This window comes from Brevundimonas balnearis (assembly GCF_042434805.1).
Taxonomy (GTDB): domain Bacteria; phylum Pseudomonadota; class Alphaproteobacteria; order Caulobacterales; family Caulobacteraceae; genus Brevundimonas; species Brevundimonas balnearis.
This window is the reverse complement of sequence record NZ_JBHLSW010000001.1, coordinates 51,895-66,669: the sequence shown is the minus strand read 5'-3', so window position 1 is coordinate 66,669 and position 14,775 is coordinate 51,895. Positions and strand designations below refer to the sequence as shown.

The 14,775-nt window shown below is 68.2% G+C and carries 15 protein-coding genes; all 15 read left to right on the top strand.

Going from position 1 to position 14,775, the window contains the following annotated elements:
- Window positions 1-29: 29 nt before the first annotated feature.
- The 15 genes from ACFFGE_RS00380 to nuoN all read left to right on the top strand — a co-directional run bounded on the left by ACFFGE_RS00380 (window position 30) and on the right by nuoN (window position 14,771).
- Window positions 30-1,244 carry an NADH-quinone oxidoreductase subunit D gene (locus ACFFGE_RS00380; RefSeq protein ID WP_376833326.1) on the top strand — a complete coding sequence of 405 codons (1,215 nt, stop codon included), beginning with the start codon at window positions 30-32 and terminating at the stop codon, window positions 1,242-1,244.
- Window positions 1,241-1,585, top strand: a complete 345-nt coding sequence (locus tag ACFFGE_RS00375) for a hypothetical protein (RefSeq protein WP_376833180.1) — start codon at window positions 1,241-1,243, stop codon at window positions 1,583-1,585. The genes ACFFGE_RS00380 and ACFFGE_RS00375 overlap by 4 nt, the downstream gene beginning before the upstream one ends.
- Window positions 1,582-2,244 carry an NADH-quinone oxidoreductase subunit NuoE gene (gene nuoE / locus ACFFGE_RS00370; protein ID WP_376833178.1) on the top strand — a complete coding sequence of 221 codons (663 nt, stop codon included), beginning with the start codon at window positions 1,582-1,584 and terminating at the stop codon, window positions 2,242-2,244. Before ACFFGE_RS00375 ends, nuoE begins: the two co-directional genes overlap by 4 nt.
- On the top strand, window positions 2,241-2,522 hold the full coding sequence (locus ACFFGE_RS00365; RefSeq protein ID WP_376833176.1) for a hypothetical protein: 282 nt from the start codon (window positions 2,241-2,243) through the stop codon (window positions 2,520-2,522). The genes nuoE and ACFFGE_RS00365 overlap by 4 nt, the downstream gene beginning before the upstream one ends.
- Before the next feature lie 432 nt (window positions 2,523-2,954).
- On the top strand, window positions 2,955-4,268 hold the full coding sequence (gene nuoF / locus ACFFGE_RS00360; RefSeq protein WP_376833324.1) for an NADH-quinone oxidoreductase subunit NuoF: 1,314 nt from the start codon (window positions 2,955-2,957) through the stop codon (window positions 4,266-4,268).
- A gap of 2 nt (window positions 4,269-4,270) precedes the next feature.
- The gene (locus tag ACFFGE_RS00355; RefSeq protein ID WP_376833174.1) at window positions 4,271-4,765 is read left to right on the top strand and encodes a hypothetical protein; all 495 of its coding nucleotides are present in this window, start codon (window positions 4,271-4,273) and stop codon (window positions 4,763-4,765) included.
- The gene (nuoG, locus tag ACFFGE_RS00350) at window positions 4,765-6,810 is read left to right on the top strand and encodes an NADH-quinone oxidoreductase subunit NuoG (protein ID WP_376833172.1); all 2,046 of its coding nucleotides are present in this window, start codon (window positions 4,765-4,767) and stop codon (window positions 6,808-6,810) included. Before ACFFGE_RS00355 ends, nuoG begins: the two co-directional genes overlap by 1 nt.
- A gap of 3 nt (window positions 6,811-6,813) precedes the next feature.
- Window positions 6,814-7,878 carry an NADH-quinone oxidoreductase subunit NuoH gene (nuoH, locus tag ACFFGE_RS00345; RefSeq protein WP_376833170.1) on the top strand — a complete coding sequence of 355 codons (1,065 nt, stop codon included), beginning with the start codon at window positions 6,814-6,816 and terminating at the stop codon, window positions 7,876-7,878.
- On the top strand, window positions 7,878-8,087 hold the full coding sequence (locus ACFFGE_RS00340; RefSeq protein ID WP_376833168.1) for a hypothetical protein: 210 nt from the start codon (window positions 7,878-7,880) through the stop codon (window positions 8,085-8,087). Before nuoH ends, ACFFGE_RS00340 begins: the two co-directional genes overlap by 1 nt.
- Window positions 8,087-8,578, top strand: coding sequence for an NADH-quinone oxidoreductase subunit NuoI (nuoI, locus tag ACFFGE_RS00335; RefSeq protein ID WP_376833166.1), 492 nt, complete (start codon window positions 8,087-8,089; stop codon window positions 8,576-8,578). Before ACFFGE_RS00340 ends, nuoI begins: the two co-directional genes overlap by 1 nt.
- Window positions 8,579-8,817: 239 nt before the next feature.
- Window positions 8,818-9,444, top strand: coding sequence for an NADH-quinone oxidoreductase subunit J (locus ACFFGE_RS00330; RefSeq protein WP_376833164.1), 627 nt, complete (start codon window positions 8,818-8,820; stop codon window positions 9,442-9,444).
- Window positions 9,444-9,752: an NADH-quinone oxidoreductase subunit NuoK gene (gene nuoK, locus ACFFGE_RS00325; RefSeq protein ID WP_376833162.1), complete on the top strand. Its 309-nt coding sequence runs from the start codon at window positions 9,444-9,446 to the stop codon at window positions 9,750-9,752. Before ACFFGE_RS00330 ends, nuoK begins: the two co-directional genes overlap by 1 nt.
- Before the next feature lie 8 nt (window positions 9,753-9,760).
- Window positions 9,761-11,842, top strand: coding sequence for an NADH-quinone oxidoreductase subunit L (nuoL, locus tag ACFFGE_RS00320; protein ID WP_376833322.1), 2,082 nt, complete (start codon window positions 9,761-9,763; stop codon window positions 11,840-11,842).
- A 4-nt stretch (window positions 11,843-11,846) separates the two neighbouring features.
- Window positions 11,847-13,325 carry an NADH-quinone oxidoreductase subunit M gene (locus ACFFGE_RS00315; RefSeq protein ID WP_376833160.1) on the top strand — a complete coding sequence of 493 codons (1,479 nt, stop codon included), beginning with the start codon at window positions 11,847-11,849 and terminating at the stop codon, window positions 13,323-13,325.
- Window positions 13,326-13,331: 6 nt separating this feature from the next.
- Window positions 13,332-14,771, top strand: coding sequence for an NADH-quinone oxidoreductase subunit NuoN (gene nuoN / locus ACFFGE_RS00310; protein ID WP_376833158.1), 1,440 nt, complete (start codon window positions 13,332-13,334; stop codon window positions 14,769-14,771).
- Window positions 14,772-14,775: the final 4 nt, after the last annotated feature.

The following is a 14,775-nucleotide window of genomic DNA, read 5'->3' as shown; positions in this document are numbered from 1 at the left end:
CGACCACCGACGTCGACGCCTTCGCCGACATGCCGCTGGACACGCGCAGCGAGCACGCCCGCGCGCTCGACGACCGCAAGTTCACCATCAACTTCGGCCCCCAGCACCCGGCCGCCCACGGCGTGCTGCGGCTGGTGCTGGAGCTCGACGGCGAGGTCGTGACCCGCGTCGATCCGCATATCGGCCTGCTGCATCGCGGCACCGAGAAGCTGATGGAGGCGCGCACCTACCTCCAGAACGTGCCGTACTTCGACCGGCTGGACTACGTCTCGCCGATGAACCAGGAGCACGCCTTCTGCCTGGCCATCGAGCGCCTGCTGGGCATCGACGTGCCTTATCGGGCCCAGCTGATCCGCGTGCTCTACAGCGAGATCGGGCGGATCCTGTCGCACCTGCTGAACGTGACGACCCAGGCCATGGACGTCGGCGCCCTGACACCGCCGCTCTGGGGCTTCGAGGAGCGCGAGAAGCTGATGGTGTTCTACGAGCGCGCCTCGGGCGCTCGCCTGCACGCCAACTATTTCCGGCCGGGCGGCGTGCACCAGGATCTGTCCGCCGACCTGATCGACGACATCGACCGGTGGTGCAAGACCTTCCCGGCGGCGCTCAAGGACATCGAGAGCCTCGTCACCGAGAACCGCATCTTCAAGCAGCGCAACGTCGACATCGGCGTGGTGTCCAAGGAGCAGGCGCTGGCCTGGGGCTTCTCGGGCGTGATGCTGCGCGGCTCCGACATCGCCTGGGACCTGCGCAAGTCGCAGCCCTACGAGTGCTACGCCGACCTGGAGTTCGACGTCATCGTCGGCAAGAACGGCGACTGCTGGGACCGCTACCTCGTCCGCGTCGAGGAGATGAAGCAGTCGGTGCGGATCATGGAGCAGTGCATCCACCGGCTGCGCAACTACGTCGGCGCGCCCGTGATGGTCGAGGACAACAAGATCGTCCCGCCGCGCCGGGCCGAGATGAAGCGCTCGATGGAGGCGCTGATCCATCACTTCAAGCTCTATACCGAGGGCTTCCGCACGCCCGAGGGCGAGGTCTATGCGGCCGTCGAGGCGCCGAAGGGCGAGTTCGGCGTCTATCTGGTGTCCGACGGCACCAACAAGCCGTACCGCTGCAAGATCTCCGCGCCCGGCTTCCGCCACCTGCAGGCGATGGACTGGATGAACCGCGGCCACATGCTGGCCGACGTCTCCGCCATCCTGGGGTCGCTCGACATCGTGTTCGGGGAGGTGGACCGGTGACGGCGCTGCTGGCCGACATCCTGTTCTGGGCCGTGGTGGCGATCGTCGTGGCCGCGTTCGTCGGCGTTCTCCTGCTCGCCGCGATCACGGGTCCGAGGGCTCGCCGCCACCCCGAGGGCTGGCGAGGCGCGGTCCGCGACGACCTGATCGTCACGGGGCCCATCGCGCCGTTCCTCGTCATCGTGGTGATCGGGGCCCTCGAGCCCGCGCTGCGGGATCAGGCCTGGTGGACCGGCGCGATGTTCTCCATCGCCGGCGCGGGGCTCCTGGCCCAATGGCTGCCGGTCGTTCGCCGCGCGCGCGCGCGCATCGTCGCCCTTCAGAGGTATCCGTCGCAATGAGCGTCCGTCGTCTCGCCAAGGAACAGCCGGCGACCTTCGCCTTCTCGAAGGCGACCAGGGCCAAGGCCGACTGGTGGATCGCCAAGTATCCGGCCGACCGCCGCCAGTCGGCGGTGATCCCGATCCTGTGGCTGGTGCAGAAGCAGGAGGGCTGGGTCTCCGAGCCCGCGATCCGCGCGATCGCCGAACTCTTGGGCATGCCCTACATCCGGGTGCTGGAGGTGGCGACCTTCTACACCATGTTCATGCTGGAGCCGGTCGGCACGACCGCCCTGATCCAGGTGTGCGGCACCACCCCGTGCATGCTGCGGGGCTCGGGCGACCTGATGAAGGTCTGCAAGGACAAGATCGGGCCGAAGGACAGGCTCAGCGCCGACGGCCGCTTCACCTGGCAGGAGGTCGAGTGCCTGGGCGCCTGCGTCAACGCGCCGATGGCCCAGATCAACGACTACTATTTCGAGGACCTGACGCCGGAAACGCTGGCCCAGATCATCGACGACTTCGCGGCGGGCAAGACGCCGAAGCCGGGCACCTACGTCGAACGCACCAATTCGGCGCCGGCCGGCGGTCCGCTGACCCTGACCGATCCGAAGCTCTATGACGGCTCGGCGGCCAAGCCGATCAAGAAGCTCCCGAACGCGGAGCCGGTGACGGGATGACGCCTCCCGACCTCAGCACCGAGGACGGCCGCGCCGCCTATCGGCGCGAGCTGCGCCGCGTCGGCTGGCGCTGGCGCTGGGGCGGGCTCGCCCTGATCGTGATCGCCGCCCTGTGGGTCGCGGCGGCGCGCGACGGCGGCCAGGCCTGGGCCGAGCAGGGCGTCGTGGTCGCCTACGGCCTCTTGGCCGCGGGCTGGGTCTTGGTCATCTCGTCGATCGCCATGCGCACCCGCCATCACCGTCGCCGTATGGCGGAGCTCGACGGAGCGGCGCGATGATCGGTTCAGGCGAAACGTCGCGCGCCCTTCGCACGCGCGCGGCATCATCTGCGGGTCTGACGGAAACCGGACGTTGGGGGCGGCGTCATGAGTTCGGATTCAAGGCGGCGAGGGGCCGGACGTCTGGCCCAGGCGGCGCGCCAGGCGGGCGTGTTCCTGGCCAATCTGGCGGGGGCCACGTCCCTGTCGCTCGGCGGGGCCCAGGCGCAAGCCCAGCAGCCGCCGCAACCTTCGTCCCGGGCGCCCGCCGCGCCCCTGTCGCCGACCCCGTCCTCCGGATCGCCTGATGCGCCAAGCCAAGCTCCCCAGAAACCCAGCCCCGGCGACCGGACGCCGGTCGTCAACGAACGCGAGACCCGCGACCGTCGAAGCGAGCTGTCTCGCCCGCGTGGCCGCGGCCTGGGCGGCGGCGGACGTTCAGGAGACGGCCCGATGATCGGCATGCTGGAAGACAAGGACCGCATCTTCACCAACCTCTACGGCCTGCACGACTGGAGCCTGGAGGGCGCCCGCAAGCGCGGCTGCTGGAACGCCACGCCGGACATGCTGGCCATGGGCCGCGACTGGATCATCGCCCAGGTGAAGAACTCCGGGCTGCGCGGACGCGGCGGCGCGGGCTTCTCGACCGGTCTGAAGTGGTCCTTCATGCCCAAGGAGGTGAAGGACCGGCCGCACTACCTCGTGGTCAACGCCGACGAGTCCGAGCCCGGCACCTGCAAGGACCGGGAGATCATGCGCCATGATCCCCACCTGCTGATCGAGGGCTGCCTGATCGCCAGCTTCGCCATGCAGGCCCACGCCTGCTACATCTATCTGCGCGGCGAGTACGTTCGCGAGCGCGAGGTGCTCGAGGAGGCGGTCAAACAGGCCTATGAGGCCCGCCTGATCGGCAAGAACAACATCCACGGCTGGGATTTCGACGTCTACGTCCACCACGGCGCCGGCGCCTACATCTGCGGCGAGGAGACGGCGCTGCTGGAAAGCCTGGAGGGCAAGAAGGGCCAGCCGCGCCTGAAGCCGCCGTTCCCGGCGGGCGCGGGCCTGTACGGCTGTCCGACCACGGTGAACAACGTCGAGTCGATCGCGGTCGTGGGCACGATCCTGCGGCGCGGGGCGGACTGGTTCGCGGGCTTCGGCCGGCCGAACAACACCGGCACCAAGCTGATGTGCATCTCGGGCCACGTGAACACGCCCTGCAACGTGGAAGAGTCCATGTCGATTCCGCTGCGTCAGCTGCTGGAGGAGCACTGCGGCGGCGTGCGGGGCGGCTGGGGCAACCTGAAGGCCGTGATCCCGGGCGGCTCGTCGGTGCCGCTGATCACGGCCGAGATGGCCGAGACGGCGCTGATGGACTTCGACTCCTTGCGCGAGATGCGCTCGGGGCTGGGCACCGCGGCGGTCATCGTCATGGACCAGTCGACCGACCTGGTGAAGGCGATCGCCCGCATCAGCTACTTCTACAAGCACGAGAGCTGCGGCCAGTGCACCCCGTGCCGCGAGGGCACCGGCTGGATGTGGCGCGTGCTGGAGCGGATGGCGGTGGGCGAGGCGGATCCGTCGGAGATCGACCTCCTGCTGGACGTCGCCGGCCAGGTCGAGGGCCACACCATCTGCGCGCTGGGCGACGCCGCCGCCTGGCCGGTGCAGGGCCTGATCCGGCACTTCCGCCACGAGATCGAGGACCGCATCGCCCAGTACCGCAGCCGCCGCGCCAACTTCGCCGGCCACGCGATCGCGGCGGAGTGAGCATGAGTCTGCGCCTGTCCCTCATCGGTCTGTCCGCCCTGGCGCTCGCCGCCTGCGGCCAGGGCGCGCCTCAGCCGGACGCGTCGGAGGCGGCCAGCGCCGGCCAGCCGACGTCGGACGCGGTCGCGGTCGCGCCGGCCGAGCTGACGGCGGCGGACCTGCGCCGGGTCTGCCGCGCGGGGCTGGCGGCCATTCACGGCCAGCAGGTCGCGGACGTGCAGATCGAGGGGCTGGACGGCCGGGTGGTGCGCGCCTCCTGGCGGGCGCCGGTCGACGGCGGACGCATGTTCGCAGAGTGCCGCGTCGAGGGCGACGTGATCAGCTGGCGGCCCACCGGCCTGCCGGACCCGGCGCAGGAGCGCTGGATGGACACCGCCGAGGACCCGGTCGTGCGCTATGTGCTGCGCGGCGAAGAGATCGAAGTGAACCAGACGTTCCCCGACGGGACGAGCGAACAGGCGATGCTCGCCGTTCGCGCTGACGAAGAGGCCCGCTGATGCCCATCGCCAAGGTCAACGGCGTCGAGACCGAGTTCGAGCCCGGCATGACCGTGCTGCAGGTCGCCGAGCGCGCGGGCCATGAGATTCCGCGCTTCTGCTATCACGAGCGCCTGTCGATCGCCGGCAACTGCCGCATGTGCCTGGTCGAGGTGAAGCCGGGGCCGCCCAAGCCGCAGGCCAGCTGTGCGCTTCCGGCCGCCGAGGGCCAGGAGATCTTCACCGACACGCCCATGGTGAAGAAGGCCCGCGAAGGGGTGATGGAGTTCCTGCTCATCAACCACCCGCTGGACTGCCCGATCTGTGACCAGGGCGGCGAGTGCGACCTGCAGGACCAGGCCATGGGCTATGGCCGCGACGGCTCGCGCTACGCCGAGAACAAGCGCGCCGTCGAAGAAAAGAACATGGGCCCGACGGTGAAGACCTTCATGACGCGATGCATCCAGTGCACGCGCTGCGTTCGCTTCATCTCGGAGGTCGCGGGCGTTCCGGACATCGGCATGATCTCCCGCGGCGAGGACGCTGAGATCACGACCTACCTCGAGAAGAACATCGATTCCGAGCTGTCCGGCAACGTCAACGACCTGTGCCCGGTGGGCGCCCTGACCCACCGGCCGTGGCAGTTCCACTATCGCCCGTGGGAGCTGAAGAAGACCGAGACCATCGACGTGATGGACGCGCTGGGCTCCAACATCCGCGCCGACAGCCGGGGCGCGGAGGTGATGCGGATCCTGCCGCGGGTGCACGAGGGCATCAATGAGGAGTGGCTGGCCGACCGCAGCCGCTATGTGGTGGACGGGCTGAACGTGCGTCGCCTCGACCGCCCGTGGCTGCGCGAGGACGGCAAGCTGCGCCCCGCCACCTGGGCCGAGGCGCTGGACGCCGTGGCCGCGAAGCTGAAGGCGGCGAGCCCTGACCGGATCGGCGTCGTCGCCGGCGACCTGCAGGACGCGGAATCGATGAAGGCGGCGCTGGACCTGTTCCGGGCGCTGGGCTCGCCCAACACCGACTGCCGCCAGGACGGCTCGATCCTCGGCGCCGGCCCGCGCGAGGGCTGGCTGTTCAACAGCGGCCTCGCCGGCGTGGAGCAGGCGGACGCCATCCTGCTGATCGGCACGAACCCGCGTCTGGAGGCGCCGCTGCTGAACGCGCGCATCCGCAAGGCCTGGCTGACCGGGAAGACGCGGGTCGGCCTGATCGGCGAGCGGGCGGAGCTGACCTACGACTATGACTTCCTGGGTCACGGCTCGAAGACCCTGTCGCGCCTTCCCAAGGCCGCGGCCGACGCGCTTGGTCAGGCCGAGCGGCCGATGATCATCGTCGGCGCGGGCGTCCTGGCGGGGCCGGACGGTCCCGCGACCCTCAACGCCGTCGCGCGCCTGGCGGCCAAGCTCGGCGTGGTCAAGGACGGCTGGAACGGCTTCAACGTGCTGCATACGGCCGCCAGCCGCGTCGGCGGCCTGGACATGGGCTTCGTCCCCAGCGAGGGCGGCCTGTCGGCCGTCGACATGGTCAAGAAGGGCGCGCTGGACGTGCTGTTCCTGATGGGGGCCGACGAGATCGACGCCTCGGCGTCGGGCGCGTTCAAGATCTATCTGGGCAGCCACGGCGACCGGGGCGCACACGGCGCGGACGTCATCCTGCCGGCCGCGGCCTGGACCGAGAAGCCAGGCCTCTACGTCAACACCGAGGGCCGGGTGCAGATGGCCGAGCGGGTGGTCTTCCCCAAGGGCGATGCCAAGGAGGACTGGGCCATCCTGCGCGCCCTGTCCGAACGCGTCGGCCACACGCTGCCCTACGACAACCTGGACCAGCTGCGGACCCGGCTGATGGCGGATCACCCGACCTTCGGCCGCGTCGACTATCTGGCGCCGGCCCAGGGCTTCAAGGTCGAAGCCCTTGGACAGAAAGGCGAACTGGGCGATGTGGCGTTCCGCTCGCCGATCACCGACCCCTACCTGATGAACCCGATCCAGCGCGCCAGCGCGACGATGGCCGAGCTGAGCGCCCAGCGCTCGCAGCCGGCCCTGCTGGCGGCGGAGTAAGCCATGGACTTCTGGACCACCCCCCTCGGCTGGACCCTGATCACCACCGGCGGCATCCTGCTGGTGACGGTCGGCATCCTGATCTCGCTGGCCTTCCTGCTGCTCGCGGACCGCAAGATCTGGGCGGGCGTGCAGCTGCGCAAAGGGCCGAACGTCGTCGGCCCCTTCGGCCTGCTTCAGTCGTTCGCGGACTTCTTCAAGTTCGTGCTGAAGGAGGTCGTGATCCCGGCCGGGGCCGACAAGGCGGTGTTCCTCCTGGCGCCGCTGATCACCTTCATCCTGGCCTTCATCGCGTGGGCGGTGGTGCCGTTCGCGCCGGGCTGGGTCATCTCCGACCTGAACGTCGGCATCCTCTACATCTTCGCGATCAGCTCGCTGGGCGTCTACGGCATCATCATGGGCGGGTGGGCTTCGAACTCGAAGTACCCGTTCCTGGGGTCGCTGCGGTCCGCCGCGCAGATGGTGTCGTACGAGGTCTCCATCGGCCTGGTGATCATCAATGTGATCCTGCTCGCCGGCACCATGAACCTGACCGCCATCGTGACGGAGCAGGGGGGCTGGATCTGGAACTGGTTCGCCTTCGGCGGCGGGGCCGACACCTGGCCCACCGTGCTGATCATGTTCCCGATGGCGATCATCTTCTTCATCTCGGCGCTGGCCGAGACGAACCGCCCGCCGTTCGACCTGCCCGAGGCCGAGTCCGAGCTCGTGGCCGGCTATCAGGTGGAGTACAGCTCCACCCCGTACCTGCTGTTCATGATCGGCGAATACGCCAACATCGTCTTCATGTGCGCCATGATCAGCCTGCTGTTCTTCGGCGGCTGGCATCCGGGCTTCCCCACCGACTTCCTCGAAGCCTGGCCGGAATTCTGGGCCAACCTGTTCTATTTCCTGGTGTTCGCCTCCAAGATCGTCTTCTGGTTCGTGATGATCGCGATGGTGAAGGCCTTCGTGCCCCGCTACCGCTACGACCAGCTGATGCGACTGGGCTGGAAGATCTTCCTGCCGACCTCGCTGGTGGCCGTGGCCGCGGTCTCGGCCTGGCGCGTGTTCGTGGTGGGGGCGTGATGCGCGTCGTCGCCCTCCTGATCGCCGCTCTTTCGCTCACGGCCTGCGCGCCGGCCTATGAGGCCATGCCGCAGAGCTCCTACCAGTGGGAGCGCCGCCAGCAGGAAATCGAGTACCGCGAGGCCGAGCGCCGGCGCCTGTGCGCCATGATGGACAAGACCACCGAACGCTACGAGCGCGACTGCACGCGCCCCGGAGACCCCGACTGATGTTCACCCGTATCGTCCAGGCGACCAAGGGCGCGATGATGCTGGACGTCATCGGCGCCATCGGCCTGTCCGTGAAGTACATGCTCAGGCCCAAGGCCACCGTGAACTATCCGTTCGAGCGCAACCCCCTGTCGCCGCGCTTCCGCGGCGAGCACGCGCTGCGCCGCTATCCGAACGGCGAGGAGCGCTGCATCGCCTGCAAGCTGTGCGAGGCCATCTGCCCGGCCCAGGCGATCACCATCGAGTCCGAGCCGCGCCCGGACGGCAGCCGCCGCACGACCCGCTACGACATCGACATGGTCAAGTGCATCTACTGCGGCCTGTGCCAGGAGGCCTGCCCGGTGGACGCGATCGTCGAGGGGCCGAACCAGGAGTTCTCCACCGACACGCGTGAGGAGCTCTACTACAACAAGGAGCGCCTGCTCGCGAACGGCGATCGCTGGGAGCGGGTGATCGCGAAGAATCTGGAACTCGACGCGCCGTATCGGTGAGGAACCCTCTCCCGGCGGGAGAGGGCTTGAGGCTCGCAGAGCGCAGCGATGCGCGAAGCCGAAAGGGTGAGGGGTTGCCCTCCGAAGGCCTTTCGACCTAGCCCCTCACCCTTTCGCGCAGGTCCGATCGCCCGGGCGGGCTCTCGGGCGCTCAAGCCCTCTCCCACAGGGAGAGGGAAGTGGCTAATAAGCGCGGCGATCGCGTCGCGAGGACGAAAAAAGGGGGCTTGGTCCCGGACATGTTGCAAGGCCTGGCCTTCTATCTGCTGGCGGCGACCGCCGTCCTGTCGGCCTTCCTCGTCGTCATGGCGCGGAACCCGGTGCACAGCGTGCTGTGGTTGATCCTGGCGTTCTTCTCGTCGGCGGGGCTGTTCGTCCTGCTGGGCGCTGAGTTCCTGGCGATGCTGCTGGTCGTGGTCTACGTCGGCGCGGTCGCGGTGCTGTTCCTGTTCGTGGTCATGATGCTGGACGTCGACTTCGTGCGGCTGCGCGAGGGCTTCGCCAAATACCTGCCGTTCGGCGGGATCATCGCCGGGGTGCTGCTGGCCGAGATGATCGTGGTATCCTTGGCGGTGGTGCAGGGCGGGGCGGCCCGCGACGCGGTCGGCCCGGTCGCGCCGACGCCGGAGATGACCAACATCGAGGCCATCGGCCGGGTGCTCTACACGGACTACGTCTACTTCTTCCAGGCGGCCGGGATCGTTCTGCTGATCGCCATGATCGGCGCCATCACCCTGACGCTGCGCCACAAGCCGCACATCCGTCGCCAGAACCCGGGCGACCAGGTCAACCGCGACCGCAAGAAGGCCATCGAGGTGCGCACCCCCGCGATCGGCTCCGGCGTCCGTCCCGAGGAGCTGCTCTGATGGAAATCGGCCTCGCCCACTATCTGGCGGTCGGCGCCATGCTGTTCACCATCGGGGTGTTCGGCATCTTCGTGAACCGCAAGAACGTCATCATCATCCTGATGTCGATCGAGCTGATCCTGCTCGCGGTGAACATCAACTTCGTCGCCTTTTCGGCCTACCTCAACGAGGTGTCCGGTCAGATCATGGCGATGTTCGTCCTGACCGTCGCGGCGGCCGAGGCCGCGATCGGCCTGGCCATCCTCGTGACCTTCTTCAGGAACCGCGGCGACATCGCGGTTGACGACGCCTCGGTGATGAAGGGCTGACCGTGACCATCGAACTTCTCGTCACCCTCGGGGTCTTCGCGCCGCTTCTGGGCGCGGCCGTCGCCGGCCTGACCGGCCGCCGGATCGGGAACATCGCCAGCCAGGCGGTGACCACGGGCCTCCTGTTCTTCTCGTGCGCGGTCGCCTGGACCGTCTTCAGCCAGTGGACCTGGGGCGGGCTGGAGCCCTTCACCGTGACGCTGGCGCCCTTCATCAACGTCGGCGACTTCCAGTCGAACTGGGCCATCCGCATCGACGGCCTGTCGGCGGTGATGCTGATCGTGGTGACGACGGTCTCGGCGCTCGTCCACCTGTATTCCTGGGGCTACATGGCCGAGGACGACAGCCGGCCGCGCTTCTTCGCCTATCTGTCGCTGTTCACCTTCGCCATGCTGGCGCTGGTCACGGCCGCGGACTTCATGCAGCTGTTCTTCGGCTGGGAGGGCGTGGGCCTGGCGTCCTATCTGCTGATCGGCTTCTGGTACAAGAAGCCGACCGCGTCCGCCGCCGCCATCAAGGCCTTCGTCGTCAACCGGGTCGGCGACTTCGGCTTCGCGCTCGGCATCATGACGGTCTTCTGGATGTTCGGCACGATCCAGTTCGCCGAGCTGTTCCCGCTGATCGCCGACCGCGCGGGCGAGGGCTGGAGCTTCCTGGGCCAGACCTGGTCGGCGCTGGATCTGGCGGCGTTCCTGCTGTTCATCGGCGCCATGGGCAAGTCGGCCCAGTTCTTCCTGCACACCTGGCTGCCGGACGCGATGGAGGGCCCGACGCCGGTGTCGGCCCTGATCCACGCGGCCACCATGGTGACGGCGGGCGTCTACATGGTCTGCCTGCTCAGCCCGCTGTTCGAATACGCCCCGGTGGCGGCCCAGATCGTGGCCATCGTGGGCGCGGTGACGGCCCTGTTCGCCGCGACCGTCGGCCTGACCCAGAACGACATCAAGCGGGTCATCGCCTATTCGACCTGTTCGCAGCTCGGCTACATGTTCTTCGCCGCCGGCGTCGGCGCCTATCAGGCGGCGATGTTCCACCTGTTCACCCACGCCTTCTTCAAGGCCCTCTTGTTCCTGGGCGCCGGCTCGGTGATCCACGGCATGCACCACGAGCAGGACATGCGGAACATGGGCGGCCTGGCCAAGCTGCTGCCCGTCACCTACGCGGTCATGATGATCGGCACGATCGCCATCACCGGCCTGGGCGTGCCCGAGCTGAAGTGGGGCTTCGCCGGCTTCTATTCGAAGGACTCGATCCTGGAGAGCGCCTTCGCCGCCGGCGCCGACAATCCGGTGGGCATGTTCGCCTTCTTCGTCGGCCTCTTCGCCGCGGGCCTGACCGCCTACTATTCGTGGCGGCTGATCTTCATGACCTTCCACAACAAGCCGGTGTGGAAGGACGGCCATGCCCACGCCCACGACGACCACGCGTCGGACGCCCAGCTGGAGACCCATTCCGAGCCGGACGTCTCCCATGCCCATCATGACGCGCATCACGACGACCACGGCCACCACCACGGCCCGCTGAAGCCGCACGAGAGCCCGTGGGTGATGCTGGTCCCGCTGCTGATCCTGTCGGTGGGCGCGATCGCCTCGGGCTTCGCCTTCTACGATCAGTTCGTCGGCTACCACGAGCACGAGTTCTGGCGCGGGGCGATCTACACCGCCGAGCACAACCACGTGCTGCACGACAGCCACGAGGTCCCGACCTGGGTGCTGTGGGCGCCGCTGTTCGTCTCGACGGCGGGCACGCTCATCGCGATCTGGTTCTATGTGGTGAAGGAAGGGCTGGCGCGGCGCATGGCCGAGCGCGGCGGGCCGCTGCACACTTTCCTCTACAACAAGTGGTACTTCGACGAGGTCTACGACTTCGTGTTCGTGCGGGGCGCCAAGGCGCTGGGCGACTTGTTCTGGAAGGTCGGCGACGTGAAGATCATCGACGGCCTGGGGCCGAACGGCGCGGCCTGGACCTCGCTGAAGTCCGCCGGCTGGCTGTCGAAGCTGCAGTCCGGCTACGTCTATCACTATGCGTTCGTGATGCTGCTGGGGGTGGCGGGTCTGCTCGCCTTCGCCATCACCACGTGGGGAGCCTGATCCCGTGCCTCACATCCTGAGCATCGTCACCTTCCTGCCGCTGGTCGGGGCCGCGCTGGTCCTGGCCGCCCGGTTGGCCTCCAAGGGCGGGGCCGACGGCGCGGCGCGCTGGATCACCCTGATCACGACCCTGGCCACCCTGGCCGTCTCGGTCGTCATGCTGGCCGGCTTCGACGCCTCGAACCCGGGCTACCAGTTCGTCGAGCGCTACCTGTGGTTCGCCGGCGCCCAGTATCACCTGGGCGTGGACGGCATCTCGATCCTGTTCGTGGTGCTGACCGCCTTCCTGATGCCGCTGTGCATCCTGGCCAGCTGGACCACCATCAAGGACCGGGTGGTCGAATACATGATCGCCTTCCTGGTGCTGGAGACGCTGGTGATCGGCGTCTTCACGGCGCTGGACCTGTTCCTGTTTTACATCTTCTTCGAGGGCACCCTCGTCCCGATGTTCATCATCATCGGGGTGTGGGGCGGGGCGAACCGCATCTACGCGGCCTACAAGTTCTTCCTCTACACCCTGCTGGGAAGCGTGCTCATGCTGCTGGCCATGCTGTGGATGGCCTATGAGACCGGCACCACCAGCATCCCGGCGCTGAAGACCTACGCCTTCGACCCCTATGTGCAGCCCTTCCTGTGGCTGGCCTTCTTCGCCTCCTTCGCGGTGAAGATGCCGATGTGGCCGGTGCACACCTGGCTGCCGGACGCCCACGTGCAGGCGCCCACGGCGGGCTCGGTCATCCTGGCGGGCATCCTGCTGAAGCTCGGCGGCTACGGCTTCCTGCTGTTCAACGTGCCGATGTTCCCGGACGCGTCCGAGACCTTCCGGCCGCTGGTGTTCGCCCTGTCGGTGATCGCCATCGTCTACACCTCGCTGGTCGCGTTCCGGCAGACGGACATCAAGAAGCTGATCGCCTATTCGTCGGTGGCGCACATGGGCTTCGTCACCATGGGCATCTTCGCCGGCAACGACACCGGCGTGCAGGGCGCGGTGTTCCAGATGATCAGCCACGGCCTGATCTCGGGCGCGCTCTTCCTGTGCGTCGGCGTCGTCTACGACCGGATGCACACCCGCGAGATCGCCTTCTACGGCGGCCTGACCAGCCGGATGCCCTGGTACGCGGCGATCTTCCTGCTGTTCACCATGGCCAATGTGGGCCTGCCCGGCACCTCGGGCTTCATCGGCGAGATCCTGACGATGACGGGCGCCTATGAGGTCTCCACCTGGACCGCCTTCGTCGCGGCCCTGGGGGTGATCGTCTCGGCCGTCTATGCGCTGACGCTCTATCGCAACGTCATGTTCGGCGAGATCGTGAACCCGAAGCTCAAGACCATCGCCGACATCGACACGCGGGAGCTGGTGACCTTCCTGCCCCTGATCGTCGGCACCGTCTGGCTGGGCGTGCAGCCCGGCGTGGTGCTGGACGTGACCGCCGCCTCGGTCGAGGCCCTGACGACCACCTATCGCGCCGCGATCGGCGGGTGAGAGACCATGCCTGACCTGTCCCAAGCCCTCCCGCTCGCCGCCTCGGAGCTGACGCTCGCCCTCGGGGCCATGGTGCTGCTGATGCTCGGCGCCTTCATCGGCGAGAAGTCCGCGCGGCTGATCTCGATCCTGTCGGTGGCGCTGCTGATCGCGGCCGCCGCCATCGCCGCCTATGTGCCGCTCGGCTCGGCCTTCGACGGCGCCTTCGTGTCCGACCGGTTCGCGATCTACGCCAAGGTGCTGATCTATCTGGCCAGCGCGGTCGCCGTGGTGCTGGGCGGCGGCTGGATGCAGCGCGAGCGCATCGCCCGCTTCGAGTTCCCGATCCTGATCGTGCTGGCGGCCGTCGGCATGGCGATGATGGCGTCCTCCGGCGACCTGATCTCGCTCTACATCGGCGTGGAGCTCCACTCGCTGGCGCTCTATGTGCTCGCCGCCTTCCACCGCGACGACGCGCGCGCGTCCGAGGCGGGTCTGAAGTATTTCGTCCTGGGCGCCCTGTCGTCGGGCCTGCTGCTCTACGGCTCCAGCCTGATCTACGGCTTCGCGGGCTCCATGCGGTTCGAGGACATCGCTGCGGTCGCCACCGCCGATCCGGCCCCCGGGCTGGTGTTCGGCCTGGTGTTCCTGATCTGCGGCCTGGCGTTCAAGGTCTCGGCCGCGCCGTTCCACATGTGGACGCCGGACGTCTACGAGGGCGCGCCGACGCCGGTCGTGGCCCTGTTCGCCACCGCGCCCAAGGTCGCGGCCATGGTCCTGTTCGCCCGCGCCATGCAGCTGGGCTTCGGCGAGGCCCAGAGCGCCTGGTCCCAGGTTCTGATCCTGATCTGCCTGGCCAGCTTCGCGGTCGGCGCGATCGGGGGCCTGGCGCAGCGGGACATCCAGCGCCTGCTCGCCTATTCGTCCATCGCCAACATCGGCTACGCCCTGCTCGGCATCGTCGCGGGCACCGAAGCGGGCCTGCAGGCCATGCTGATCTTCATGACGCTGTACGTCGTCGACCAGTTCGGCTTCTTCGCCGTGCTGCTCAGCCTGTCGAGGAACGGCAGGCCGATCCGCACGATCCAGGATCTGGCGGGGCTGAAGAAGACCCGGCCGGTGACCGCCATCGCCCTGACGGTGCTGTCGCTGTCGGTGCTGGGGATGCCGCCGTTCTCGGGCTTCTGGGGCAAGTACTACGTCTTCGGCGCCGCCGCCGACGCCGGCTACTGGCAGGTCGCCGCGGCCGGTCTGGTCGCCTCGGTCGTGGCCGCCTTCTACTATCTGCGCATCATCAAGGTGATGTGGTTCGACCCGGCGCCCGAGGACCAGGCCGCGACCGACCAGAGCCCGGTCGAGGCCCGCTTCACCGCATGGGCCGCCGCCGCCTTCGCCTTCCCGCTGGTGATCGTCGGCCTGACCTGGCTCGAGCCCCTGGCGCGCACCGCCGCTTCGGGCCTGGGTTGACGGT